22 protein-coding genes and 2 pseudogenes are annotated in these 23,823 nt (G+C 43.1%); 11 read left to right on the top strand and 13 right to left on the bottom strand.

Features of this window, described 5'->3' with window-relative positions:
• Positions 1-148: 148 nt before the first annotated feature.
• Together AC4MDD_RS04430 and AC4MDD_RS04425 are read right to left on the bottom strand one after the other, a co-directional pair.
• A pseudogene (locus AC4MDD_RS04430) lies at positions 149-412 on the bottom strand (flavodoxin family protein); the annotation flags it as partial.
• A 90-nt stretch (positions 413-502) separates the two neighbouring features.
• Positions 503-1,281 (bottom strand): annotated as a pseudogene (locus AC4MDD_RS04425) (SDR family NAD(P)-dependent oxidoreductase).
• Between the two features lie 115 nt (positions 1,282-1,396).
• Here AC4MDD_RS04425 and AC4MDD_RS04420 point away from each other — a divergent pair.
• The gene (locus tag AC4MDD_RS04420; protein WP_004695464.1) at positions 1,397-1,783 is read left to right on the top strand and encodes a winged helix-turn-helix transcriptional regulator; all 387 of its coding nucleotides are present in this window, start codon (positions 1,397-1,399) and stop codon (positions 1,781-1,783) included.
• Positions 1,784-1,807: 24 nt separating this feature from the next.
• Here the strand turns inward: AC4MDD_RS04420 and AC4MDD_RS04415 are convergent, their stop codons facing one another.
• The 8 genes from AC4MDD_RS04415 to rplU all read right to left on the bottom strand — a co-directional run bounded on the left by AC4MDD_RS04415 (position 1,808) and on the right by rplU (position 8,974).
• Complete coding sequence (locus AC4MDD_RS04415) at positions 1,808-2,287, bottom strand: tRNA (cytidine(34)-2'-O)-methyltransferase (RefSeq protein WP_004695461.1); 480 nt, start codon at positions 2,285-2,287, stop codon at positions 1,808-1,810.
• Positions 2,288-2,319: 32 nt separating this feature from the next.
• Positions 2,320-3,696 (bottom strand): siroheme synthase CysG, encoded by a 1,377-nt coding sequence (gene cysG, locus AC4MDD_RS04410; RefSeq protein WP_114837045.1) that lies wholly within the window; start codon positions 3,694-3,696, stop codon positions 2,320-2,322.
• Positions 3,697-3,772: 76 nt separating this feature from the next.
• The gene (gene serS / locus AC4MDD_RS04405) at positions 3,773-5,044 is read right to left on the bottom strand and encodes a serine--tRNA ligase (RefSeq protein ID WP_491882362.1); all 1,272 of its coding nucleotides are present in this window, start codon (positions 5,042-5,044) and stop codon (positions 3,773-3,775) included.
• Between the two features lie 100 nt (positions 5,045-5,144).
• On the bottom strand, positions 5,145-5,915 hold the full coding sequence (locus tag AC4MDD_RS04400; protein WP_491882361.1) for an RsiV family protein: 771 nt from the start codon (positions 5,913-5,915) through the stop codon (positions 5,145-5,147).
• Positions 5,916-6,088: 173 nt separating this feature from the next.
• Complete coding sequence (gene lolA / locus AC4MDD_RS04395) at positions 6,089-6,787, bottom strand: outer membrane lipoprotein periplasmic chaperone LolA (RefSeq protein ID WP_010327331.1); 699 nt, start codon at positions 6,785-6,787, stop codon at positions 6,089-6,091.
• 220 nt (positions 6,788-7,007) lie between these two features.
• Positions 7,008-8,075, bottom strand: a complete 1,068-nt coding sequence (locus tag AC4MDD_RS04390) for a YadA-like family protein (protein ID WP_491882360.1) — start codon at positions 8,073-8,075, stop codon at positions 7,008-7,010.
• A gap of 313 nt (positions 8,076-8,388) precedes the next feature.
• On the bottom strand, positions 8,389-8,643 hold the full coding sequence (rpmA, locus tag AC4MDD_RS04385; RefSeq protein WP_004695443.1) for a 50S ribosomal protein L27: 255 nt from the start codon (positions 8,641-8,643) through the stop codon (positions 8,389-8,391).
• Positions 8,644-8,662: 19 nt separating this feature from the next.
• Complete coding sequence (rplU, locus tag AC4MDD_RS04380) at positions 8,663-8,974, bottom strand: 50S ribosomal protein L21 (RefSeq protein ID WP_004695441.1); 312 nt, start codon at positions 8,972-8,974, stop codon at positions 8,663-8,665.
• Between the two features lie 467 nt (positions 8,975-9,441).
• Here rplU and sdsA point away from each other — a divergent pair, with 467 nt between their 5' ends.
• From sdsA to adeK, 6 genes are all read left to right on the top strand, one after another.
• Entirely contained in the window at positions 9,442-10,419 is a 978-nt protein-coding gene (gene sdsA / locus AC4MDD_RS04375; RefSeq protein ID WP_004982856.1) for an All-trans-nonaprenyl-diphosphate synthase, read from the top strand.
• Positions 10,420-10,452: 33 nt separating this feature from the next.
• Positions 10,453-12,507, top strand: a complete 2,055-nt coding sequence (locus AC4MDD_RS04370; protein WP_419381208.1) for a site-specific recombinase — start codon at positions 10,453-10,455, stop codon at positions 12,505-12,507.
• A gap of 146 nt (positions 12,508-12,653) precedes the next feature.
• Complete coding sequence (locus AC4MDD_RS04365) at positions 12,654-13,265, top strand: phosphatase PAP2 family protein (RefSeq protein ID WP_491882359.1); 612 nt, start codon at positions 12,654-12,656, stop codon at positions 13,263-13,265.
• A gap of 25 nt (positions 13,266-13,290) precedes the next feature.
• Positions 13,291-14,535 carry an efflux RND transporter periplasmic adaptor subunit gene (locus AC4MDD_RS04360; RefSeq protein WP_078389122.1) on the top strand — a complete coding sequence of 415 codons (1,245 nt, stop codon included), beginning with the start codon at positions 13,291-13,293 and terminating at the stop codon, positions 14,533-14,535.
• A gap of 12 nt (positions 14,536-14,547) precedes the next feature.
• Positions 14,548-17,727 (top strand): multidrug efflux RND transporter permease subunit AdeJ, encoded by a 3,180-nt coding sequence (gene adeJ, locus AC4MDD_RS04355; RefSeq protein ID WP_491882358.1) that lies wholly within the window; start codon positions 14,548-14,550, stop codon positions 17,725-17,727.
• Positions 17,727-19,181 carry a multidrug efflux RND transporter AdeIJK outer membrane channel subunit AdeK gene (gene adeK / locus AC4MDD_RS04350; RefSeq protein WP_491882597.1) on the top strand — a complete coding sequence of 485 codons (1,455 nt, stop codon included), beginning with the start codon at positions 17,727-17,729 and terminating at the stop codon, positions 19,179-19,181. The genes adeJ and adeK overlap by 1 nt, the downstream gene beginning before the upstream one ends.
• 136 nt (positions 19,182-19,317) lie before the next feature.
• Here the strand turns inward: adeK and tnpC are convergent, their stop codons facing one another.
• The 3 genes from tnpC to tnpA form a co-directional block, all read right to left on the bottom strand.
• Positions 19,318-20,943, bottom strand: coding sequence for an IS66 family transposase (gene tnpC / locus AC4MDD_RS04345; protein WP_201949790.1), 1,626 nt, complete (start codon positions 20,941-20,943; stop codon positions 19,318-19,320).
• 74 nt (positions 20,944-21,017) lie between these two features.
• Entirely contained in the window at positions 21,018-21,353 is a 336-nt protein-coding gene (tnpB, locus tag AC4MDD_RS04340) for an IS66 family insertion sequence element accessory protein TnpB (RefSeq protein ID WP_004642106.1), read from the bottom strand.
• Positions 21,350-21,733 (bottom strand): IS66-like element accessory protein TnpA, encoded by a 384-nt coding sequence (gene tnpA, locus AC4MDD_RS04335; RefSeq protein ID WP_490752644.1) that lies wholly within the window; start codon positions 21,731-21,733, stop codon positions 21,350-21,352. The genes tnpB and tnpA overlap by 4 nt, the downstream gene beginning before the upstream one ends.
• A 92-nt stretch (positions 21,734-21,825) precedes the next feature.
• Between tnpA and AC4MDD_RS04330 the strand changes: the two genes are divergently transcribed.
• The 4 genes from AC4MDD_RS04330 (at position 21,826) to AC4MDD_RS04315 (ending at position 23,820) form a co-directional block, all read left to right on the top strand.
• Positions 21,826-22,182: a YbjQ family protein gene (locus AC4MDD_RS04330; protein WP_005400360.1), complete on the top strand. Its 357-nt coding sequence runs from the start codon at positions 21,826-21,828 to the stop codon at positions 22,180-22,182.
• Positions 22,183-22,185: 3 nt separating this feature from the next.
• Positions 22,186-22,623, top strand: a complete 438-nt coding sequence (locus AC4MDD_RS04325; protein WP_491882357.1) for a YbjQ family protein — start codon at positions 22,186-22,188, stop codon at positions 22,621-22,623.
• Between the two features lie 179 nt (positions 22,624-22,802).
• Positions 22,803-22,973 carry a hypothetical protein gene (locus tag AC4MDD_RS04320; RefSeq protein ID WP_228740204.1) on the top strand — a complete coding sequence of 57 codons (171 nt, stop codon included), beginning with the start codon at positions 22,803-22,805 and terminating at the stop codon, positions 22,971-22,973.
• A complete protein-coding gene (locus tag AC4MDD_RS04315) occupies positions 22,954-23,820 on the top strand; it encodes an agmatine deiminase family protein (RefSeq protein ID WP_491882356.1) in 867 nt (288 codons plus the stop codon). Before AC4MDD_RS04320 ends, AC4MDD_RS04315 begins: the two co-directional genes overlap by 20 nt.
• Positions 23,821-23,823 lie beyond the last annotated feature (3 nt).

Here is a 23,823-nt window from a genome sequence, read left to right as displayed (position 1 = left end):
TTTTGGTGGTGTTTCAAAAAGTATGCTAGTTAATTCTGTCAATAGAGAAATTGAAAATAAGTAAATTAAATTCACTATATTTTTAATGCTTTATGAGATTTCAATTGTGGTTAAAATATAATCAGCATACTTTTTGAAACACCACCAAAATTTTATCTTGCCATGCACGAGTAAACCATTTTTTTGAAGATGCATCGGCAAACTTTTTAAATTGCCACGGCGCAGTGCCCATATAAGTTGGTGCACCAAATACAATTGCATCAGATTGATCCAATGTCTGCCAATCTTGTTCTGGAATGTCTCCATTTGGATCAATCTCCACCAGATTTGCACCAATTTCTTGCGCAAAAGTTTGTGCAATCACTTTGGTATGTCCATAGCCTGAATAAAAAACCACTGAAATATTCGACATTTTATTTTCCTCTTTTGAATCACTTGATTGACATTGCTTCGTCAAGCATGACGCTGCGTAAACCATTAAAAATAAATAGTATGAAATATCTTAAACACTTGCCTGATCGGGCTTAAGTTTCACATAACTTGCAACTTCATCGCTTAGGCCCTGTTTCAACTGCTGGGTCTTTTCACCGACCAAAACTTCATAAGCATTTTGCTCGATGCCTTGAAAGATTTCTTGAGCTACTGTTTCCGGCGCAATCTTCGGAATGGGTAATGAACGAGTCAGATCGGTGTCAATAAAACCCACATGCACCCCCATGATCTGAATATTAAATTGAGACAACCACTGACGACTTGAGTTGGTATATGACCATGCTGCCGCTTTAGAAATGGCATAACTGGTCAAAACAGTGCTTGGCTCCCAGGATACATCCGAGAGAATATTGACCACATAAGCCTGTTGGTTCTTTTTCAAGATCGGAGCAAAAATTTGCGTCACCCGCATCAAGCCCAACAAATTGGTTTCCAAAATTTTTTGCGTAGTCGCAATGATATTAGCATCGACAGGATGCTCATTCAGAAGCGCAATGCCCGCGTTATTCACAAGAATTGTGGTATCTGCGCATTGTTCTGCTGCCTGCTGAATAGATACTTCATCATTTACATCCATTTGAATCGGGGTAAGCCCTTCTTCCTGAAAACTCCCAATCGCATACCCACATAGATCTTTTTAGCGCCCTGACGACGTGCCTCCCGAGCGATGGCAAGTCCTAAGCCACGGTTCCCACCCGTAATAAAAACAACAGCCTCTGAAACTCTCATTATGTGATCCATCCAATTGCTAGCATCTTGCGAAAGCGTAGTCTGATGACAGCGCTGCATTAAGTCTGTACTCATGATACACTTATGAAACCTAGTATCAATTAGTTACTACTTGGTAACTGGTCTGATTGATTGTTTCAAATGAAGATAGAACGTAAAAGGAGCATGGTTAAAAATGAATAAGCCAATGAAATTTAATATTTTTCATCCAGATTGTCCTGCTCGTCTTTTTTTTGAAAAATTTGCAGACAAGTGGATTTTATTGATTGTGTATACGCTGGATCAAGAGTCGCAACATTTTAATGAGCTCAAGAAAAATGTTTTAGGTATTTCCCCTAAAGTGCTGTCACAAAAATTAAAGATCTTAGAGCGCGATGGTTTTTTGACGCGAACCATTCATGAAGATAACGTGATTCGAGTGGAATATGCGTTAACCGAGATTGGCAAAGACTTTGCTCAAAATGCCTATCAAATGAAAGATTGGGTCGAAGCCAATATGCTTAAAGTTTTAAAATCCAGAGCTGGATTCGATCAAAAGCTAGAAAAAACAGAGCCCGCTTAAGCGGGCTCTGTTACAGCAATTTGATTAGGCTAAAGGCTTAAAACCCTGCTGACGCCATGCTTCATACACAACCACGGCGGTCGCATTGGATAAATTCAAACTGCGCGAGTTTTCAGCCATAGGTAGACGAATCCAATGCTCTTTTGGAAACAACATACGAATCTGCTCAGGCAGACCACGCGTCTCAGGTCCCATGAGTAAAGCCACGGGGCGATTCAAATCCGAAGTATGCGGCGTTTCCGTTCCTTTGGTGGTTAGAGGATAAATCGCGTTTATATCGACACCTTTTAGGGCTAAATTTGCTAAACACTCATCGAATGTTTCCCAAATTTGCATGCGCGCCCACTCATGGTAGTCCAAACCTGCACGTTTAAGTTTTTTATCATCCAGTTCAAAGCCGAGAGGCTTAACCAAATGCAGCTGCGCTCCAGTATTGGCACATAAACGAATGATATTGCCTGTGTTTGCAGGAATTTCGGGCTCGTATAAAACAACATGGATCACAGCTTTTCTCTACTCTTTCAATTTGGCAAAAGTTAATCTTGCCACTGTAATTGTTCACGCAAGCTTACTACATCACCAATGATGGTCAATGTAGGCGCTTGAATATGATTTTCTTCAACTTTTGATGCGATATCCGCTAAGGTCCCGACCACCACTTTTTGTTCTGACGTGGTACCTTTCGAGATCAAAGCAACGGGCATGTCTGGGCGCTGCCCATGCTCAATTAACTTTTCACAAATTTTTTCTAAACCGACCAAGCCCATGTACAGCACAAGCGTTTGATTCTGATAGACCAACTCATCCCACGGTAACTCAGGCGAACCTTCTTTTAAATGTCCCGTAAGAAAACGCACGCTTTGCGCATAATCGCGATGTGTTAAAGGAATACCTGCATAAGCCGAACAACCCGAAGCTGCTGTAATCCCTGGCACTACTTGAAATGGTACGCCCGCGGCAAAAAGCTCTTGAATTTCTTCACCACCACGACCAAAGATGAAAGGATCGCCGCCTTTTAAACGGCAAACACGTTGACCTTTTGAGGCAAATTCTACCAACAAAGCATTGATGCCTTCTTGCGGAACAGCATGGTTAGAACGGGCTTTACCCACATAAATTTTTGTTGCATCGCGACGGCAGAGTTCCATAATCGCAGGAGAAACCAAACGATCATAAATCACCACATCGGCTTGTTGCATCAAACGCAATGCTTTGAGGGTCAGCAACTCAGGATCACCTGGACCTGCACCAACCAAATATACCTCACCTTTCGGTGTTTTCCACTCCAACAGCGCTTGCTCGATTAAACGATCTGCTTCTACAAGATTGTCATGAAAAACCTGTTCTTTCAGGGGACTTGCATATAAGTCTTCCCAAAAAACACGGCGCTCATCAGGATTAGAAATCTTCGCTTTCACCGCTGCACGCCATTTTCCTGAAAACTCAGCCAGCTTACCCATGCCATGTGGAATACTGGTTTCAAGCTGGGTTCGAATTTGGCGAGATAAGACGGGGGATGTACCATTGCTGGCCACTGAAATCACCAAAGGCGAACGATCGACAATAGCAGGAACCATGAAACGGCAATGCGGTGGATCATCAACACTGTTGACCAGTATTTTCAGCGCTTCACAGTCCTCAAAGACTTGAGTATTCACCGCATAATCATCTGTTGCAGCAATCACTAACCGATAGTCATTGAGTTGAATCTGCGCAGGATATAGCGCTTGGATATATTGCCCTTGGCTTTCTTCAACCAGTTGCAATAAATTTGCATCAATATCAGGAGCAATGATATGAATCACTGCCCCTGCTTTATGTAACAACACTGCCTTACGGTAAGCAATATGCCCACCACCGACAATCAGACAAGGTTGCTGCTGCAACTTTAAAGAGATTGGAAAAATATCCACACACGACCTCAATGAGTTTTATCTGACAGTCTTAAAGCAATTATTGTGCACAAAACTGTGCAGTACATCGACTTTATTAGTCAATGTACTCAGCACCGCCCATATATGGACGAAGCACGGTTGGGATTTCAATCGAACCATCAGCACGTTGGTAGTTTTCCATGACCGCAAGTAAAGTACGGCCCACAGCCAAACCTGAACCATTCAGCGTATGTACAAATTCAGTTTTCTTTTGGTCTGCACGGTAGCGTGCTTTCATACGACGCGCTTGGAAATCGCCCATGTTTGAACATGAAGAAATTTCGCGGTACGTATTTTGACTTGGTACCCAAACTTCAAGATCGTAAGTTTTAGTTGCACCGAAGCCCATATCACCACCACAAAGAATGATCTTACGGTACGGTAAACCAAGTGCTTTCAAGATCCCTTCAGCATGACCTGTAAGCTCTTCAAGTGCTTGCATTGAGTCTTCAGGTTTAACAATTTGCACCATTTCAACTTTGTCGAATTGGTGTTGACGAATCAAGCCACGCGTATCACGACCGTATGAACCTGCTTCACTACGGAAACATGGCGTATGCGCTGCATATTTCAGTGGTAAACGGTCTGCATCAATGATTTCATCACGCACGAAGTTGGTTACAGGCACTTCCGCAGTTGGAATGAGGTAATACTCTTTTTCACCTTGTAATTTGAATAAATCTTCTTCAAATTTAGGCAATTGGCCTGTACCACGGAGTGAGTCAGCATTGACTAAATATGGCACATAAGCTTCGGTATAACCATTTTCCAAAGTATGTGTATTCAACATGAACTGTGTAATCGCACGTTGTAAACGAGCAAGTGGTCCTTTGAGCACGCTGAAACGAGAACCTGTCAATTTGGTCGCTGTTTCAAACTCAAGACCACCCATCCACTCACCAAGGTCAGTATGGTCTTTAATTTCGAAGTCAAACGTACGCGGCGTACCCCATGTGAGGATTTCCACGTTATCACTTTCGTCTTTTCCTTCAGGAACAGACTCATCTGGCAAGTTTGGAATGCTAAGTGATTTTGCTTCAAGTTCAGCTTGTAATTCAGACAAAGCGACTTCTGCGGCTTTGATTTCATCACCAATCGCTGACATGCGCGTCATAATTTCAGATGCATAACCACCAGCTTTTTTAATTTGGCCAACTTGTTTTGCACCCGAATTACGTTCTGCCTGAAGAGATTCAGTTTTGGATTGAATCTCTTTACGGCGAGCTTCTAGTGATGCCCATTCTTCAACATTCAGTTGTACACCACGTTTTGCTAAGGCTAAATTTACAGCCTCAATATTATTTCTGAGTAATTTCGGGTCGATCATAGCCAATCTTTTGCAAAGAAAAAAACTGGCTATAGTGTAAGCGCTTCAGGCCGAAAAATACAGTCACGCGATCACTAGCTGTGGCTTATTACAGCAATTTTCATGGCTTTTCTTTGCTCGCTTTTTCTCGTTCAGCTGCATAATCGACAAAACTCGGCAAATATTCCGCCTTAATTAAGCCGCTGGCTTGTTGATACGGTAAAACCAATTCAGACATCCCTTCTGCATAAGACGCTAATTCATATAAGGGATAGACGAACACCACACCTTTGGCACTCATATAATAATTATCTGTCAGCTTCAATTGCTCGCGTGAAATATTATGATCGGACAGCCACATGCTATTGGCACTATATAATGCATCTAATAATTGCGATTCAGTCTTGTCTACCACGATATCACTCAGCGCAACCCGTTTTTTCGTTGCCAAATCTAAGGTGATGTATTCGTTGTGATACATGCCATGCGCGGCACGCGCTGGGTAGTGATAATACATCAAGACAAAATCAGCATATTTTCCACGCTGCGCCACATAACGGACATCAGACAAAGTTTCACTGAGCATGTTTTCATCGATCTGTGGCTTTGCTTGCTTCGAGCTTTCAAATGCCACAGGATTGGCTTTTTTCATCCGTTCATCAAAATATTGATTGATCCATGGGACATTGGTGTCCAAGCTGTACAGCTGGTATTGGGTACATCCTTCCTCATCACATGCAATAGAACGCGCCAATTGTAATGGTCGAACTTTTGCCTCAATCAGTGGTAAAGTCTGTGTGACTTGAGCTGGTTTAGTTGTCTCTTCACTTTTTGCAGCATTACTGTCATTTCGTGGCTGACATGCGCTGAGCAATCCCGCGCACAACATCATTGCGAAGACAGATCCAATTTTATTGTTATGAAGTAATATCATGATTTACCCGCAGTTAAGTATTCAATAGCACAGACTATACAAAGCACAGTCATAACTTCCCACCACGTTATGTAACTGAACGTGATCCAATAAAAAACCACCCGAAGGTGGTTTTAAACAACAGGCTCATATTATTGGTCAATAATGTCTGTGCCTTTAGGCGGAGTAAAATTAAAGGTTGAAGCTGGAATATTGGTATTTACCTTAGTGTTATTAAAACGTACATAGGTTGTTTGTCCCAAAGAATCCTCTAAGATCATTAGCGTCGGCGCATTTTTCGCACCAAAACTGATCGTTAAACTTTGAAATGCACCATCATCGCTTTTTGGGTACAAGGTATAGTAGGTTTTGCTCTGATTTGGTTGCGTAATACGGTATGACTTACGAATCTGTTCCGTATTCCCTGACAATAATAGTGCAGGGGTATTCGCCACCTGTTCATCTAAAGTCTGACGAACTGCTTGCTGTAAGTCTGGATCATAAATCCAAACCGTTTTGCCCGAAGTCACAATGGTTTGTTTTGCAGGGCTTGTTGTTTCCCAATAGAATTTCCCTGGACGCTCAACTTTCATCACCCCTTTAAAGGTCTGATTCATATGCTGAGCAGATAAACCTTGTTTCTTCGGTGCTTTAGATGAATTTGTGACTTTGGTGGTTTGCTCAAAGTTAGAACTGATACTTTGAATACCACTCAACTGTTTCACTAAACTCGTCGTCGCTTGTTGCTCCGATGCTGCAACTGGAGCTGCAAATACTGTACTGCTCATAACAGGGCCAAGTGTTACTACACCTACTGTCATTGCACATAAAGTCTTACGAAGCATTTTCATAATCTCACCTTTTATAATTTGCGCAGTCGCAATTTGTTAGATGAGCTATCTTAAATCAAATTTTATGGCTAATAATTGAGAATATAAGAAGATTTGTATATTTATTGGTGCTTAATGTTGTGAAATATCCATCATGATGAAGATCAGATGTGCTCTTTACATATAGAAAAGCCTCTGAATGTGCAGAGGCTTTTCTAACTGAGGTTAAGAATTATCACTGTCATTTCCATTGCCAACCAATTGCTGCACCTGCACCGAAGTCTCCTTCACTATTGGTTGTCACAGCTACTTTGTATACATATTTGTTACTTTCAGTCACACCGCTGAGACCAAAAGCATAACCTTGCTCACCTTCCCATGTACCCACGCCGGCACTAAACATATTGTAGCCAGCATCTGTCGGTTGCGGTAAAGATGCTATTGCGATACTTGATGCCACTGCTGCATAGGTTCGATCTTCGAGTTTTCGCATATCTCGGTTCAAGGCATTTACACGACTATCCGTATAAGCATTTGCTTGATTGAGGGTTTGTTGCCCAACTTGGTTCACATAAGTTTTTGCTTCATTCAAGATGTAGGTATCAGCAGCATCCATCACTTCTTTAGAGATCCCATTGGTACCGTTTGTACCTTTAAGACTTGCTAACCATTGAGTAATGCTGCCCTCAAAGCCATTACCAACTGCAACATCATAAGCACTAAAACCTGTTGCACCAGTCATCCCTGTATTACCCATATCGCCTTTTAAGCTCGCAAGCCATTCAGTGATGCTACCGTCAAAACCATTAACTTGCGCAACTTGATAAGCATTGTATCCTGTTGCACCTGTTGCTCCAGTATCACCTTTTACACCTTGGAGGCCTTGCTCACCTTGCGCTCCAGTATCACCTTTGGCTCCAGTAGCACCTGTTGCTCCGGTATAACCTCTGTCACCCTTATCGCCTTTCACACCTTGGATACCTTGCTCACCCTTATCGCCCTTGGCTCCTGTGTCGCCTTTTTCTCCTGGGATGCCCTGTGGTCCCTCTGGACCTATTGGTCCTTGTGGTCCCATAGGACCTGGAGTTCCAGAACCGTGTCCATGTCCGTTACCATTTCCATGTCCGTTACCATTATCATGCGAACCATGACCATACCCATTTCCGTTCCCATGTGACTCGTGTCCTTGTCCCTGCCCTTGATGATTATCTCCCTGAGTTGCCCATGCTGCATTCCCCATGGCCAATAAAATACTCAACAACAATAATTTCGGAGTAAGTCTCAGATTAGCAACAACGCTCTCTCTCAACGTGTGATCTATGAGGAATGCGTAACACTGTCTCTTTCATCATATGGTTTTGTTCAATTTGACTGTCTTGTTTTGCAACAGAAACCATATGGCAGCAGGATTTTCCCAAGACTTTTGTGAATATTTTGTTCATATCTGTCTGCCTTTCTTTTAGTTTTGTTTTTTTATTACACTCCTATTTTTTGTGACACACATCGCTATTTATTGGTATTTAGTGTTTTATTTAAAAATTAAAAATACAAGAAAAATAAGCTAACCATATGAATAGACGAAAAAAAACCCACAAAACTGTGGGTTTTTTTACTATTAAAACTTACGCTTCAACAGTTACGTAGCGACGGCCAAACTGACCTTTCACTTCGAATTTTACTACGCCGTCAGCGGTTGCAAACAAAGTATGGTCACGGCCCATACCAACGTTTTGACCTGCGTGGAATTCTGTACCACGTTGACGAACGATGATGTTACCAGCAGTCACAGATTGACCACCGTAAATTTTAACACCAAGCATTTTAGGGTTCGAATCACGACCGTTCTTAGTCGAACCACCGGCTTTTTTAGTTGCCATGTCTCATTACTCCTCGTGATTAGCCTGAAATAGCTGTAATTTTCAACTCAGTGAACCATTGACGGTGACCTTGTTGTTTACGGTAGTGTTTACGACGACGCATTTTTACAATACGGATTTTGTCGTGACGACCATGGCTAACTACTTCAGCAGTTACAGTAGCACCAGCAACAACTGGAGCACCGATTTGAATGCTGTCGCCATTTACTAGCATTAATACGTCATCAAACGTAATAGTTGCGCCAGTTTCAGCTTTCAACAATTCAACTTTAAGGGTTTCACCCTCTACAACACGGTGCTGTTTACCACCGCTTTGGATTACTGCGTACATAATGTACTCCAAACATGCCCGTGTCGTCGTGCCGATAAAGGAAGATATCGATCTTAATACGAACGCCACTGGGGTTAATCAAGGGCAAGGATTTTAAGTGATATTCACTCAAACAACAAGAGATTTGCCGAACTTATTAGACTAAATTAACGATTATTTAATAATCGAGAAAAACTCAATCAACAAATTAAAGTTCAACTCTTGCTTGACTTTGCTTACAATGAAATAGATTTTTAAAATCAATCCGCTATAGTATGGATGAATTGATTTTTAAAATGTAAATAAGCCTACAAATGCAGTACGCTTATACATTGGGTAAATAAGGAACTGTCTTTCGTAAAATATAGCCTCGCACGCTAGCGAGTCTCATTTATGATTAAAATGAATCATTTAGACAGGTATCCCTATTTGCACAATATTGGTAATGCTGATTTTTATCACTTTATATAGATGAGGCCGCTCTTCAAATGACCATCGACTTTAAGCAAGATATTCTCGCCCCTGTAGCTCAAGACTTTGCCACGATGGACACATTTATTAATGAAGGCATTACCTCTAAAGTGGCATTAGTCATGGCGGTGAGTAAACATGTGGTTGAAGCAGGTGGTAAACGCATGCGTCCCATTATGTGTTTATTGGCCGCCAAAGCCTGTGGTGCAGAAGACCTTGAACGCCAACGTAAACTTGCTGCAATCATTGAAATGCTGCATACCGCAACTTTAGTCCATGATGATGTGGTCGATGAATCTGGCTTACGACGTGGTCGCCCAACGGCCAACGCGACTTGGAACAATCAGACCGCAGTACTGGTGGGTGACTTTCTAATTTCACGTGCCTTTGATTTATTGGTCGATCTCGGTGATATGACCTTACTCAAAGATTTTTCTACAGGGACTTGTGAAATTGCCGAAGGTGAAGTACTACAACTTCAAGCACAGCACCAGCCTGAAACCACAGAACAAACGTATTTAGATATTATTCACGGTAAAACCTCACGTTTATTTGAACTAGCAACTGAAGGTGCTGCCATTCTCTCTGGGACACCGCAGTACCGTGAACCGCTGCGTTTATTTGCAGGCCACTTTGGCAATGCCTTTCAAATCATTGATGATATTTTGGATTACACCTCAGATGCGGAAACATTAGGTAAAAATATTGGCGATGATTTAATGGAAGGCAAACCGACTTTGCCGTTAATCTCAGCATTGAAAAATACAACGGGTGAAGAACATGACATTGTTCGTCGAAGTATTGCGACAGGTGGAACGGCAGATCTTGATCAAGTCATTGCTATCGTAAACAGTTCTGGCGCACTCGATTACTGTCGACAACGGGCGCATGAAGAAACCGAAGCCGCACTTCAAGCATTACAGGCTTTACCTGACAGCCAATATCGTCAAGCACTGGTCAATTTAACCCAACTGGCTTTACATCGAATTCAATAACAAATGATGCTTTAAAATGTTTTTAACTTGCCTATGCATATAAAATTTAATGATCTGTTTTCTCAAATGCAGCAACAGCTTGAGCAACCTCAAGCTGTTTTAAATGATCAACTTTTAATTGAGTTGGTGGAGCGTATTCGTCCAATAGATGCGTATCAAACCGATGAAATCCACCAAAAATTTCAAGCGCTCATTCAAGCATTACTCATCACTCCCGATGCCGCATCAACCTTACAAAGCTTTGTACTGCGGCTTATTTCCCAATATAAACAAACCAGTCTTTATGCCGATACAGGTATCTTGTCTTTAGATGGGTTTTGGAACCAATTGTCACAGCGTTTAGGGGCACATTTTCTCCCGCTGATTAATGACGAAACTCAACTGCAAAATTTAGTCCGTCGCGTTTTTCCCAACCGAAGTGACAAATATTGGCTCGATAACATCCGAGACAGTGACTGGCTACAACTGCTGAACCTGCTCAATCACGGGCATGCCAATCAAAAAGAAAAAGTCAAAATTCGCAGTGAAGTGATTAAAGCCATTACGGTGTTGTCTTATCGGATTAGTGGTATTGGTTTATATCCAGAGTTTATTAATGCGCATCCTGAGCTGACCGAATATGAATCGCCTTTTTTAGTGCAGAACCGCGAAATTGTCGAATTCATTCAACAGTATAAAAAGGCACATCAAGACGCAGAAACCTCGAGTGTGGTTGCCCCACCCGACGCTTCTCAAGCGCTGGTCATGATTGAGCAGTGTCGTGATGTGGTATTGAAAATTCGTCGTGCGACTAGACGTATTGGAGTCAGTGTCAGTTTAACCTATCTGATTTCCTTACTTGAGCAATGCTTAGACCGCGTCGAACTGTTGCTCAATTTAATTGTAGAAGAAGGCGAAGTACACTATGAAGCGGTGAGTATGCTCTTGGTCGATATTACCGCTGCGATTTATAGCGAACGCAGCGTACGCTCTCTACTCACTACCAATAGTGAACTAATTGCGTTACAGGTAACTGAAAATGCCAGTAAAACCGGGGAACACTATGTAAGTACAGACAAACAAGGCTTTTTAGCCATGTATAAGTCCGCAGCGGGTGCAGGAGTTATTATTGCCATTATGGCAACGCTCAAAACCTTGTCGGCACGTATGGTCATGGCACCACTCATGCAAGCCTTTATTTACAGTATGAATTACTCACTAGGTTTTATGCTGATTCATGTATTGCACTTTACTGTAGCGACCAAACAACCCGCAATGACTGCTGCAGCCCTTGCAGCAACAGTACAACACCGCAAAGGTTCTAAAACCGCGCAAATTGCTGAATTAGCAGCATTGATTATCAATATTATCCGTACCCAGTTCATTGCTATTTTGGGAAATATCTCGATTGCCATACCCGTTGCAGCCTTTATTGCATGGGCTTGGGCAACGGGGCTACACGAACCGCTGATGACACATGCAAAAGCCAGCAAAACACTACACGACCTGAATCCATTTACCTCTTTAGCCATTCCCCATGCTGCTATTGCTGGCGTGTGTTTATTTTTGTCAGGTCTGCTGGCGGGTTATTTTGACAATATGGCGGTTTATCGCAAAGTTGGCCCACGCTTAAAAGCACACCCTCGCCTCAAAACCATCATGGGACAAGAACGACTCGACAAATTTGCAGGCTATATAGAACGTAACTTAGGTGCGTTAGCGGGTAATTTTTTGTTCGGAATTATGCTAGGAAGTATGGGAACGATTGGCTATATTTTGGGTTTACCCCTAGATATTCGCCATATTGCCTTTGCTTCAGCAAACTTCATTCAAGGCCTGATGAATATTAATGGTAGTCCTGAGATTGGCTTGATTATTGTATCGTTCCTCGGAGTGCTCGCTATTGGTCTAACGAACTTATTTGTCAGTTTTACCCTCACGATTATTGTGGCTTTACGTGCACGTCGAGTTCGATTTGAACAATGGAAACCTTTAGCAAAATTGGTCCTCACCCATTTTCTGACTCGCCCTAGTGATTTCTTTTGGCCCCCGAAAGTCCCACTTGAAGTTGAAGAAAGTTCAAACAGTACAAAACACCATCCAAAATGATTTTGTACTGATTTTGAGCTCTTGTTACACTGTAAACAAAATTTTATACATGATTAATCAACACTTGAATTAAAGTGTACTGATGAGTACACTTTAACCCAGTAAATAACCGCGCTTAAATCGGTTGAAATGACACGAGTTCCAGCATGCCTTACTTGTTGCTTTTTATCGGTATTATTTTATTTATAATCAGTGCATTAGTTCTAAGCATTCAACCACTTACAGATTTAGATCTGGCGATGGTCGAATATTTCAGCACATTAAGAACTGAACCTATAGATAAGCTTGCAATACTTTTATCAGCACTCGGCGGCATGCCGTTTGTATTATTTCTAACCACTCTATGGTGTTTCCATCGTGCATGGTATAAAAAGTATAGAGATGTTGTTTTTATTGGTTTAGGCGTTGTTGGAAGTATTGCTTCTGCTTGGCTACTTAAATTTCTAATTTCAAGACCACGCCCACCAGAAATGTTTCACCTAGTGACGAGCTATGGTGCTTCCTTTCCGAGTGCGCACAGTATGTATGCTGCCACTTTGGCGTGTCTTGCCATTTTCTTAAGTCGACCATTTCCTGCACATCGTTATGTTGTATGCATTGCTCTTTTATGGATGCTGATGATGGGAATTTCAAGGGTCTATCTTGGAGTACATTTTCCGTCCGACGTTCTCGCAGGTTGGAGCATTAGTATTATCTGGATTTCACTGCTTTACATCTTGTGCGGCAGATATACCCAATTAAATACACATTATTTTTAGATAAGAATCTAATCGAGGTGGAACAATGATGTCGGCAAAGCTTTGGGCCCCAGCCCTTACCGCTTGCGCATTAGCAACGAGTATTGCACTTGTTGGTTGTAGCAAAGACCCAAAAGATGCGCAGCAAGCTGGCGCTTCTCAACAAACGCCACCTACTGAAGTCGGTGTCATTGTTGCACAACCACAAAATGTAGAACAATCTGTAGAGTTATCTGGCAGAACCACGGCATTTGAAATCTCTGAAGTTCGCCCACAAACGAGTGGAATCATTCTAAAACGTTTGTTTGCGGAAGGCAGTTATGTACGTGAAGGTCAAGCACTTTATGAACTTGATGCTCGTACCAACCGCGCAACATTTGATAATGCCAAAGCAGCATTATTACAACAAGAAGCGAATTTAAGCACACTCAGAACCAAACTAAATCGTTATCAGCAACTGGTTTCAAGCAACGCTGTTGCGAAACAGGACTATGACGACTTAGTGGGTCAAGTAAAGGTTGCTGAGGCACAAGTGGCCGCAGCACGTGCTCAAGTTAAAAATGCTGAAGTGGACTTAGGTTATTCAACCATACGCTCACCAATTTCAGGTCAAACCAACCGCTCTACAGTTACTGCGGGTGCTTTGGTGACTGCAAACCAAACAGAGCCATTGGTGACAATTCAACGTTTAGACCCAATCTATGTTGATATCAACCAATCTAGTTCTGAACTTCTTCGTTTACGTCAACAATTGAGTAAAGGTAGCTTAGACAGCAGTAACAACACCCGTGTGAAACTGAAACTTGAAGATGGCAGTGACTATCCAATCGAAGGCCGCTTAGCGTTCTCTGATGCCAGTGTCAACCCAGATACAGGGACAGTGACGATTCGTGCGGTGTTCCCGAACCCGAATCACTTGTTGCTTCCTGGTATGTTTGCCAATGCACAAATCGTTCAAGGCGTAATCCCGAATGCGATGTTAGTGCCGCAAATTGCAGTGACTCGCACACCAACAGGTCAAGCGATGGCAATGATTGTGAATGACAAAGGCGTAGTAGAGCCTCGTCAAATCACTACAGTTGGTATTCAAGGCCAAGACTGGATTGTAACTGAAGGCCTTAAAACAGGTGAAAAAGTTATTGTTGACGGAATAGCGAAAGTTAAAGCTGAACAGAAAGTTGTTGCTAAACCGTATCAACCTAAAGCAGCCGCACCTCAAGCTCCAACAACAGATGCTAAAAAGACAGAAGCTGGTGCAAAAACTGAACAAAAAGCTACTTCAAACGCATAAGGGGTAGACTGAATGGCTCAATTTTTTATTCATCGCCCCATTTTTGCGTGGGTGATTGCACTGGTGATTATGTTGGCGGGTATTATCACGCTGACAAAAATGCCGGTTGCCCAATATCCGACGATTTCACCGCCCTCGGTGACAATCTCTGCAACTTATCCGGGTGCTTCTGCACAGACTGTTGAAAACACAGTCACTCAGATCATTGAACAACAAATGAATGGTCTGGATGGTCTACGTTATATCTCTTCAAACAGTGCGGGTAACGGTCAAGCGTCTATTAACTTAAACTTTGAACAAGGCATCGATCCTGATATTGCTCAAGTTCAAGTACAGAATAAACTACAATCGGCAACGGCGCTTTTACCTGAAGATGTACAACGTCAAGGTCTAAAAGTCACCAAGTCTGGTGCGAGCTTTATGCAAGTTCTTGCATTTTACTCTCCAGATGGAAGCTTATCTGCTGCCGACATTAAAGACTATGTAAACTCAAACATTTCTGAACCGCTGAGCCGTGTTGCAGGTGTGGGTGAAGTCCAAGTTTTTGGTGGTTCATACGCGATGCGTATTTGGCTTGATCCAGCGAAAATGACCAGTTTACAAATTACTCCAAGTGATGTTGCAACTGCCATTAATGCGCAAAACTCACAAGTGGCGGTAGGTCAGTTAGGCGGTGCACCATCTGTGCAAGGTCAAGTGCTGAACGCAACAGTGAATGCTCAAAGTATGTTGCAGACGCCTGAGCAGTTTAGAAATATATTTTTGAAAAATACAGCCTCAGGTGCTCAAGTTCGCTTAGGCGATGTTGCTCGTGTTGAACTCGGTTCAGATAACTATCAGTTCGACTCTAAATTTAATGGTAAGGCTGCTGGCGGTGTTGCGATTAAACTGGCAACTGGTGCAAATGCACTAGATACAGCAGCGGCTGTAGAAAAGCGCCTGAGTGAACTTCGTAAAAACTACCCAAATGGTTTAAAAGATCAACTGGCTTATGACACCACACCGTTTATTAAGCTGTCGATTGAAAGTGTTGTACACACGTTGATTGAAGCTGTCGTGTTGGTATTCATTGTCATGTTCTTATTCTTACAGAACTGGCGTGCCACGATTATTCCAACATTGGCTGTTCCAGTGGTTGTATTGGGCACATTTGCTGTCATTAACATCTTCGGTTTCTCAATCAACACGCTCACCATGTTTGCGATGGTCTTAGGGATTGGTCTTCTGGTCGATGATGCGATTGTTGTGGTGGAAAACGTCGAACGGGTAATGCAAGAAGAACACCTCGACCCTGTAGCTGCGACCGAAAAATCAATGCAACAGATTTCTGGTGCCTTGGTCGGTATTACCAGTGTATTAACTGCGGTATTCGTACCGATGGCATTCTTTGCAGGTACAACCGGTGTTATTTACCGTCAGTTCTCGATTACGCTAGTTACCGCAATGATTTTGTCACTGATCGTGGCATTAACATTCACTCCTGCCCTGTGTGCAACCTTGTTAAAACAACACGATCCGAATAAAGCAGAAAGTAATAATATTTTTGCGCGTTTCTTCCGTTGGTTTAACAGCAGCTTTGAAAAGCTATCCGTAAAATACCAAGGTGGTGTCAACCGTATGACCCATCATAAAGTATTTTCTGGTGTGGTTTATTTACTGGTGATTGCAGGCTTAGTTGGCCTATATAAAGCTTTACCATCCTCATTCTTGCCTGACGAAGACCAAGGTGTCGTCATGACTTTAGTTCAGCTTCCACCAAGTGCAAGCCTTGAACGTACCGATAAAGTCATCACCACAATGACAGACTATTTCATGAATAAAGAAAAAGAACATGTAGAGTCTATCTTTACTGTTTCTGGTTTCTCATTCACAGGTGTTGGTCAAAACGCAGGTCTTGCCTTTATCAAGCTGAAGGACTGGAGTGAGCGTACGACACCTGAGTCGCAAATTGGTGCCATCATCCAACGTGGTATGGCATTGAATATGATTGTGAAAGACGCATCTTACATCATGCCATTACAGTTACCTGCAATGCCTGAATTAGGTGTATCTGCTGGTTTTGACATCCAATTAAAAGATGCGAGTGGTCAAGGTCATGAAAAACTGATTGCTGCACGTAATGCGATTTTAGGTATGGCAGCACAGGATAAACGCCTTACAGGTGTGCGTCCAAATGGTCAAGAAGATACACCTCAGTATCAAATTAGTATTGACCAAGCACAAGCAGGCGCAATGGGTGTCAGTATTGCGGATATCAATACAACCATGAGCATGGCTTGGGGTGGTTCATATATTAATGACTTCGTAGACCGTGGTCGTGTGAAAAAAGTCTATGTGCAAGGCGAAGCAAATGCACGTATGATGCCTGAAGACTTGAACAAGTGGTATGTACGTAATAGTAGCGGCACAATGGTTCCTTTCTCAGCATTTGCAACAGGCGAATGGACTTATGGTTCACCACGTCTAGAGCGTTATAACGGTGTATCTTCTGTAAACATTCAAGGTACTCCAGCACCGGGCGTAAGTTCGGGTGATGCAATGCTCGCGATGGAAGAAATTATTGGTAAGTTACCATCTATGGGCTTACAAGGTTTCGACTATGAATGGACAGGCTTATCTTTAGAAGAACGTGATTCGGGCAATCAAACAGCTCCGCTGCTTGTTCTTTCAATGCTTATCGTCTTCTTATGTCTTGCCGCATTGTATGAAAGTTGGTCTATCCCTGTTTCAGTATTGCTAGTTGTACCACTCGGTATTCTTGGTGCATTTGCACTGACATGGTTAGGTATGATCATTAAGGACGATCCAAACTTATCGTTCAACATCTACTTCCAAGTTGCGATTGTTGCCGTGATTGGTCTTTCTGCGAAAAATGCGATCTTGATCGTAGAGTTTGCAAAAGAGTTGCAAGAACAAGGTGAAGACTTGTTTGATGCAACCCTTCATGCTGCAAAAATGCGTTTACGCCCAATTATCATGACCACCCTTGCATTCGGTTTTGGTGTTCTTCCGCTTGCCCTTTCAACAGGTGCTGGTGCAGGTAGCCAACACTCGGTAGGCTTTGGTGTCCTTGGTGGTGTAATTAGTTCTACACTGTTGGGTATTTTCTTCATTCCAGTATTCTTTGTTTGGATTCGTAGTATTTTCAAATACAAACCTAAGAAACAAAATAATCAGGAGCAAACATCGTGATGCAAAAAGTATGGTCTATTTCAGGTCGTAGCATTGCGGTATCTGCACTTGCGCTTGCTTTGACTGCATGTCAAAGCATGCGTGGTCCAGAACCCGTCGCTCAAGCGGATATCCCAACAGGATATATTGGTTCAACGACAGGTCCATCTGTTGCAGAACAAGGCTATAAAGACTTTTTTGCTGATCAGCGTTTAGTCCAAGTCATCGAGTTAGCACTAGCCAATAACCGTGACCTCCGTACGGCGACTTTAAATATTCAACGTGCTCAGCAAGCGTATCAAATTAGCGAAAACAACCAACTGCCAACCATTGGTGCAAGTGGTAGTGTGCTTCGCCAAGATACACTCAGCAGCAAACCTATGACAACCTATAATGTTGGCCTTGGCGTAACTGCGTATGAGTTAGACTTTTGGGGTCGTGTTCGTAGCTTAAAAGACAATGCTTTAGACAGCTATTTAGCGACTCAAAGTGCACGTGATGCAACACAAATTTCGTTGATTGGTCAGGTTGCGCAAGCATGGCTGAGCTATTCGTTTGCCAATGCCAACTTAAAACTGGCAGACCAAACCTTAAAAGCACAGCTTGAATCATACAATCTGAACAAAAAACGTTTTGATGTCGGTATCGATAGCGAAGTCCCTGTACGTCAAGCGCAAATTTCGGTTGAAACCGCACGTAATGACGTTGCGAACTACAAGACTCAACTTGCACAAGCACAGAACTTACTCAACCTGTTGGTGGGTCAGCCTGTTCCTGCAAACTTATTGTCTCCTCAACCTGTGAAACGCATTACCCAAAGTACGGCGTTGACAGCGGGCTTACCAAGCGACTTGTTAAATAACCGTCCTGATATCCGTGCTGCGGAATATCAATTGTCTGCTGCGGGTGCCAACATTGGTGCGGCAAAAGCACAGTTGTACCCAACTATCAGCTTAACGGGTACGGCAGGTTATGCATCGACAGATTTAAGCGATTTGTTTAAATCAGGTGCCTTTGTATGGTCACTTGGCCCAAGCTTGGATATTCCAATCTTTGACTGGGGTACACGTCGTGCCAATGTGAAGATTTCAGAAACTGACCAAAAAATTGCGTTGTCAGATTATGAAAAAACCATTCAAACCGCTTTCCGTGAAGTGAATGATGCCTTGGCAGTACGTGAAAATATTGGTGACCGTCTAGCAGCGCAACGTCGTCTGGTAGATGCAACCAACACCACCTATAAGCTTTCAACGGCCCGCTTCCGTGCAGGTATCGATAACTACCTCACTGTACTTGATGCACAACGTACATCGTACTCGGCGGAACAAGGGTTGTTATTGCTTGAACAAGCAAACTTAAACAACCAAGTTGAAGTATATAAAACTCTCGGTGGCGGTGTAAAAGCCAATACGTCGGATCAAGTGGTGAAACAGCCTTCTTCTTCAGATGTGAAATACAACAAAACAGCGAACTAAGGTTTGCAACATCAAAAGCTCACTTCGGTGGGCTTTTTTATTGCTTTTTGCTGGGCTTTTTCCTATCTTCAAAGATAATCAAATCATTTAAATATTGAAAATTATGTAAGCGTCCGCTGAACCCCATGTCTATTTTTTAATTTGAGTTGGATTTCCAGCGGTGTGGTAGCAATTCTTCTATTTGGGTCACTTTATGGGTCGGCAATCTTTTCAGCACATCACTTAAATAGGCATACGGATCCAGCCCATTCAGCTTTGCTGACTGGATTAAAGTCATGATGTTTGCCGCTCGCTGACCACTACGCAGCGAACCTGCAAATAACCAGTTCTTACGTCCCAACGCCCAAGGCCGCACCTGGTTTTCCACCCAATTATTGCAAATCGGTAGATTGCCATCATCCAGATAGCGGCTTAAAGCTGGCCAACGCTTCAGAGTGTAATTGATGGCCTTGGCGGTTGGAGAACTCGATGGCACCGTCAGTTGATGCTGGTTGAGCCATTCATACAGTTGTTGCATCACCGGTTGACTATGCTGTTGTCGGTATTCGCGGCGCTGTTCTGCTGTACCATCGGTCTTTCTCCTGAGTTCTGCTTCTATGGCATACAGTTTCTGAATCAGCACTAAGGCCTGTTCAGCGACCTGACTTTTCTTGGTCACATGCAGTTCATGGAATTTACGACGAGCATGCGCCATGCAGCCCACCTCAATGACTTGGCCTGATTTAAAGCGTGCTTTATAACCACTGTAATCATCACAGACTAGATGGCCCTGCCAGTCTTTCAGGAACACTTCAGCATGCTGGCCTGAACGACTATCCTGAAAGTCATAAATCACGGCTTGAATTGGATTATATTGGGTTGTTGCATAGGCCCAGACATAACCTTTCTTCGGTTTTTTCTCATCATCACTCATCCGCATGATGGTGACCGGCGTTTCATCGGCATGGATCACCCGCTGTTGCAGCACCACCTCTTTTAAAGCATTGGCCAGAGGTTCCAGTTCTACACCGCAGCGACCTATCCAGTCAGATAAAGTTGATCTAGAAAGCTCGATTCCCGCCCGCTGATAGATCAGACGTTGACGGTACAGCGGTAAATGATCTGCGTATTTCGAGACCAACACATGGCTAAGCAGTTCAGGACTGGCAATGCCTTTATCAATCACATAGGCGGGCATCGCTTGCTGAGTCAGTGTGTCACACTGATCACAGACCCATTTGCCACGCACATGCTGTTCCTTATAGAACTGTGCCGGTCTGAAATGTAGTTTTTCACTGATATCTTCGCCGATACGACGCAAGGTGCAGCCACAAGCACATTGGGTTGATGTTGGTTCATGCTCGATACGGATGGTGTGTAGATGATCGGGCAGCAGTCGACGTTTAGGTTTGTTGACTGTGGCTTTGTGTGTCGCTGCATCAGTTTTATCTGCATTCAGCCGTTCCAGTTCCAGATCAACAGCGGCAATATCTTCTTCGACCGCTTCATCCCAGAGATGGATTTGTTTTGCGGTGAGATGTTCGTTTTTACTGTCGAATTTGTGCTTTTTAAACAGCGCAAGTTCATGCTCGTATTTTTGATTGAGAATGGAAAGATGCTGAACTTTGGCATCTAATTGCAGATTGGATACTTCAAGATGCTGAACTTTGGCATCTAATTGCTGGTTTGATTGTGCCAGAGACTGATGTTGCATTGCCAACTGTCTAGTAAATTCCAGCAGTTGTTCATGGGTCAGTTGGCTTAAATCAGGCAGTGTATTCATGACCGCAGTATGCCTGAGGTCATGAGAAGAATGAAATAGAACGTTTGGAGAATAGCAACTTGGACCAAGCTAGTTTAGAGCATTGTGACCACTTGCTGTCGTCCAATGCGCTGCCAAGGCAAACCCTGGATCAGTGCCTGTAACTGTTCTGGGCTGAGGGCTACGCTTTCACCCTGGTGAACTTTAGCCCAGTGAAATTTTCCCTGTTCCAACCGCCGAGCACACAGCCAGATCCCCAGTCCATCATGTACCAGCACTTTCATGCGATGGCCACGTTTATTACAGAACAGGTAAGCACAATGCGGTTTGATGTAGCCAAAGGCTCTCACCACCTGAGCCATGGCCGTATCCATACCTGCACGCATGTCCATGGGCTGGGTAGACAACCAGATTTCATCGATACGGATCATGTTGTAAGTGCCTTGAGTAATTCTGCTAAAGCAGATATTTCTGATACTTGCCATTTCAAGCCAATTTCTGCTTTTGAGTGGGGTAAAGTAATTTGAACCGTTAACATGCCAGTAGAAATAGGATCTAATGGTGCAGAGCAAGATAAGGCAATAAATGCAGGTTTATTCGGTAGTAGTGAGCGATCATTCCCTGGCTTAGCATCAATTAAGCGAATCCATTTGGATACAAGATTTGTATTCAATCCATGTTGCAAAGCGACCGAAGCAATTGAAACCTCCGATGCTTTACACGCCTGAACGATCTGCTGTTTAAATTCAGCACTATATGTTCTTCGTTTTATCGTAAGAGATGCGATGGATGTCTGGTTATTTGTAGTCATAAATTTAAGTTCCCACTTGTTTTTAAGTGAGGACTAAATTAAGGCTTATAGGACGAATTCATAAGGTGTGTTCAGCGGACGCTTACAAAATTATGCTTTTAAGTAACCTTGAGTCTGTTCCTGGACATCGCATTTCTCAACAACTGGATGTAGTCTATGGCAGTACGGTTCGGAGTAAACATGTCGGGCGCGACTTTTTGGCAGGGTTAAAAAATATTGTCGGTGGTGAGCTCACTGCCTATACCGAGCTTTTAGAAGAATCCCGCCAAGAAGCCATGAATCGTATGATTGCAAAAGCACAAGACTTAGGGGCCAATGCCATTGTAGGTATTCGTTTTTCAACCTCAAATATTGCCCAAGGTGCATCTGAGTTATTTGTTTATGGCACTGCAGTCCGTGTCACACCGTTAGACAACCATCTCCCCGATCCATTTCCAACACAGGCCTAAGCAATGGAAAGTTTAGTTTTCCAACTGCTGATCTTTGCGGTGCTCTTTAGCGTCGGTTTTAGCTTTGGTCGCTACAATGAACGCAAACATTTGGCGCAGCTTGAACAGAATGAGAAGCGTCTTGCTTACATTACCGTGGGTAATTTACGCAAAGTAAGCTTCGAGCAGCCTGGGCACCTGATCAGTAGCAATGTTGTGATTTCTCATGATTATTTCAAATATGTGTTGGCGACCGTGCAAAACTTTTTTGGGGGTAGACTCACCAGCTATGAAAGTGTCATCGATCGTGCCCGTCGTGAAGCTATCGTCCGACTCAAACTTGAAGCGGAAAAGCACGGCGCAACGCATATTGCTTGTATGCGACTGGCGACCACAGAAATGGGCATGCAAGGCGGTATGGTTGAAGTCTTTGCTTATGGGACTGCCATTCAAAATCCTTAAACAGCGACTATTGACCAATCATCCATTCACTAAACTCAAATAGCATGAGCGTTCAAAATAGCTCATGCTCGCTCACCTTCTATCGTACATTCGGTTGGTGATTACTCACTAGAGCATAATTCTCTACACTAAACATAATAAAAATGGACTTCACCTACACTACAAAGAGGTCACAGATAATGAAATCTTTAGCACTGAAAATAAGTATGGCTGTACTCAGCATGATTGCACGTGTAGCCAAAGCTGAATTAATTGTACTGGCATCGCCTCAAAGTAATGATGCGTACTATGCAAAAATGATTGATGATATTTTTGATTTTCACGTCGATTATGCAAAAAAAAATTATTAAAAACGGAGACAATGTCGTTGTTCTGACGGACAAAGGCCTCTACCCCGACTATGTAAAAGCTTTGGGCAACAAGCATGTGGCAATCGCACCGATGCATGACATTTGGATGCGCGACTTCACCAGCGCCAATCCTGCTCAACCCGTCATGTTCCGCTACACGGCGGCAGGACAAGGTGGCGCTAAAAAAGGTCAGGCCATTTCAGATGAAGTGCAAGACGAATTTAAGTACTACAGCCAAAAGGCTGGCTTACAGTTTTCGCAAAGGAAACTATTGAATGATGGCGGAAACTGGGTGGAAGATGGTTATGGTAATGTCGTCCTCAGCACCAAATTCCTAGCGGATAACAAGCTCACCGAAAGCGAAGCCCGTAAGAAACTCATGGCGCTGACGGGTGCAAAGCAGATTGCGTTCATTGAAGCCGATGAACAAGGGGGCTTGGAACATGCCGATGGCGTAGTAAGCTTTGTCGACCAAAATACCTTGGTGATTAACTCCTACCCTGAAGATCCCGACTATGCCAAGCAACTCAAAGCAGATTTAAAGCGCGGCATTCCCAATGTTAAAATTCGTGAAATCATCACCCCTTATGATGGCAGCGAAATCTACGATGAAAAATTTGGTTCTGCATGTGGCCTATACACCAATATGCTGGTGACGCCTGAACGGATTTACTTCCCGCAATTTGGGATTAAAGAGGATGCTGTCGCTTTACAACAAATTCGTAGCGTAACGAAGCGTACTGTTGTTCCAGTACAGTCTTTTAATGTCTGTCATATGGGCGGCGGTGTGCGCTGTATGTCTTGGCAAGTACGTGGGAAAAATGCGGAATTGTTTTTAACTATTTAAATA

It is taken from the genome of Acinetobacter sp. CAU_H_29a_1 (assembly GCF_058599505.1).
The sequence above is the reverse complement of the archived record's forward strand: the minus strand, read 5'-3'. Positions and strand labels throughout refer to the sequence as shown.

Bases quoted from the DNA above. Each gene is read 5' to 3' on its own strand.
- AC4MDD_RS04420 (WP_004695464.1), top strand. From the start codon at position 1,397: ATGAATAAGCCAATGAAATTTAATATTTTTCATCCAGATTGTCCTGCT.
- serS (WP_491882362.1), bottom strand. From the start codon at position 5,044: ATGATCGACCCGAAATTACTCAGAAATAATATTGAGGCTGTAAATTTA.
- AC4MDD_RS04400 (WP_491882361.1), bottom strand. From the start codon at position 5,915: ATGATGTTGTGCGCGGGATTGCTCAGCGCATGTCAGCCACGAAATGAC.
- lolA (WP_010327331.1), bottom strand. From the start codon at position 6,787: ATGAAAATGCTTCGTAAGACTTTATGTGCAATGACAGTAGGTGTAGTA.
- rpmA (WP_004695443.1), bottom strand. From the start codon at position 8,643: ATGGCAACTAAAAAAGCCGGTGGTTCGACTAAGAACGGTCGTGATTCG.
- rplU (WP_004695441.1), bottom strand. From the start codon at position 8,974: ATGTACGCAGTAATCCAAAGCGGTGGTAAACAGCACCGTGTTGTAGAG.
- sdsA (WP_004982856.1), top strand. From the start codon at position 9,442: ATGACCATCGACTTTAAGCAAGATATTCTCGCCCCTGTAGCTCAAGAC.
- AC4MDD_RS04370 (WP_419381208.1), top strand. From the start codon at position 10,453: ATGCATATAAAATTTAATGATCTGTTTTCTCAAATGCAGCAACAGCTT.
- AC4MDD_RS04365 (WP_491882359.1), top strand. From the start codon at position 12,654: ATGCCTTACTTGTTGCTTTTTATCGGTATTATTTTATTTATAATCAGT.
- AC4MDD_RS04360 (WP_078389122.1), top strand. From the start codon at position 13,291: ATGATGTCGGCAAAGCTTTGGGCCCCAGCCCTTACCGCTTGCGCATTA.
- adeJ (WP_491882358.1), top strand. From the start codon at position 14,548: ATGGCTCAATTTTTTATTCATCGCCCCATTTTTGCGTGGGTGATTGCA.
- adeK (WP_491882597.1), top strand. From the start codon at position 17,727: ATGCAAAAAGTATGGTCTATTTCAGGTCGTAGCATTGCGGTATCTGCA.
- tnpC (WP_201949790.1), bottom strand. From the start codon at position 20,943: ATGAATACACTGCCTGATTTAAGCCAACTGACCCATGAACAACTGCTG.
- tnpB (WP_004642106.1), bottom strand. From the start codon at position 21,353: ATGATCCGTATCGATGAAATCTGGTTGTCTACCCAGCCCATGGACATG.
- tnpA (WP_490752644.1), bottom strand. From the start codon at position 21,733: ATGACTACAAATAACCAGACATCCATCGCATCTCTTACGATAAAACGA.
- AC4MDD_RS04330 (WP_005400360.1), top strand. From the start codon at position 21,826: ATGCTTTTAAGTAACCTTGAGTCTGTTCCTGGACATCGCATTTCTCAA.
- AC4MDD_RS04325 (WP_491882357.1), top strand. From the start codon at position 22,186: ATGGAAAGTTTAGTTTTCCAACTGCTGATCTTTGCGGTGCTCTTTAGC.
- AC4MDD_RS04320 (WP_228740204.1), top strand. From the start codon at position 22,803: ATGAAATCTTTAGCACTGAAAATAAGTATGGCTGTACTCAGCATGATT.
- AC4MDD_RS04315 (WP_491882356.1), top strand. From the start codon at position 22,954: ATGCAAAAAAAAATTATTAAAAACGGAGACAATGTCGTTGTTCTGACG.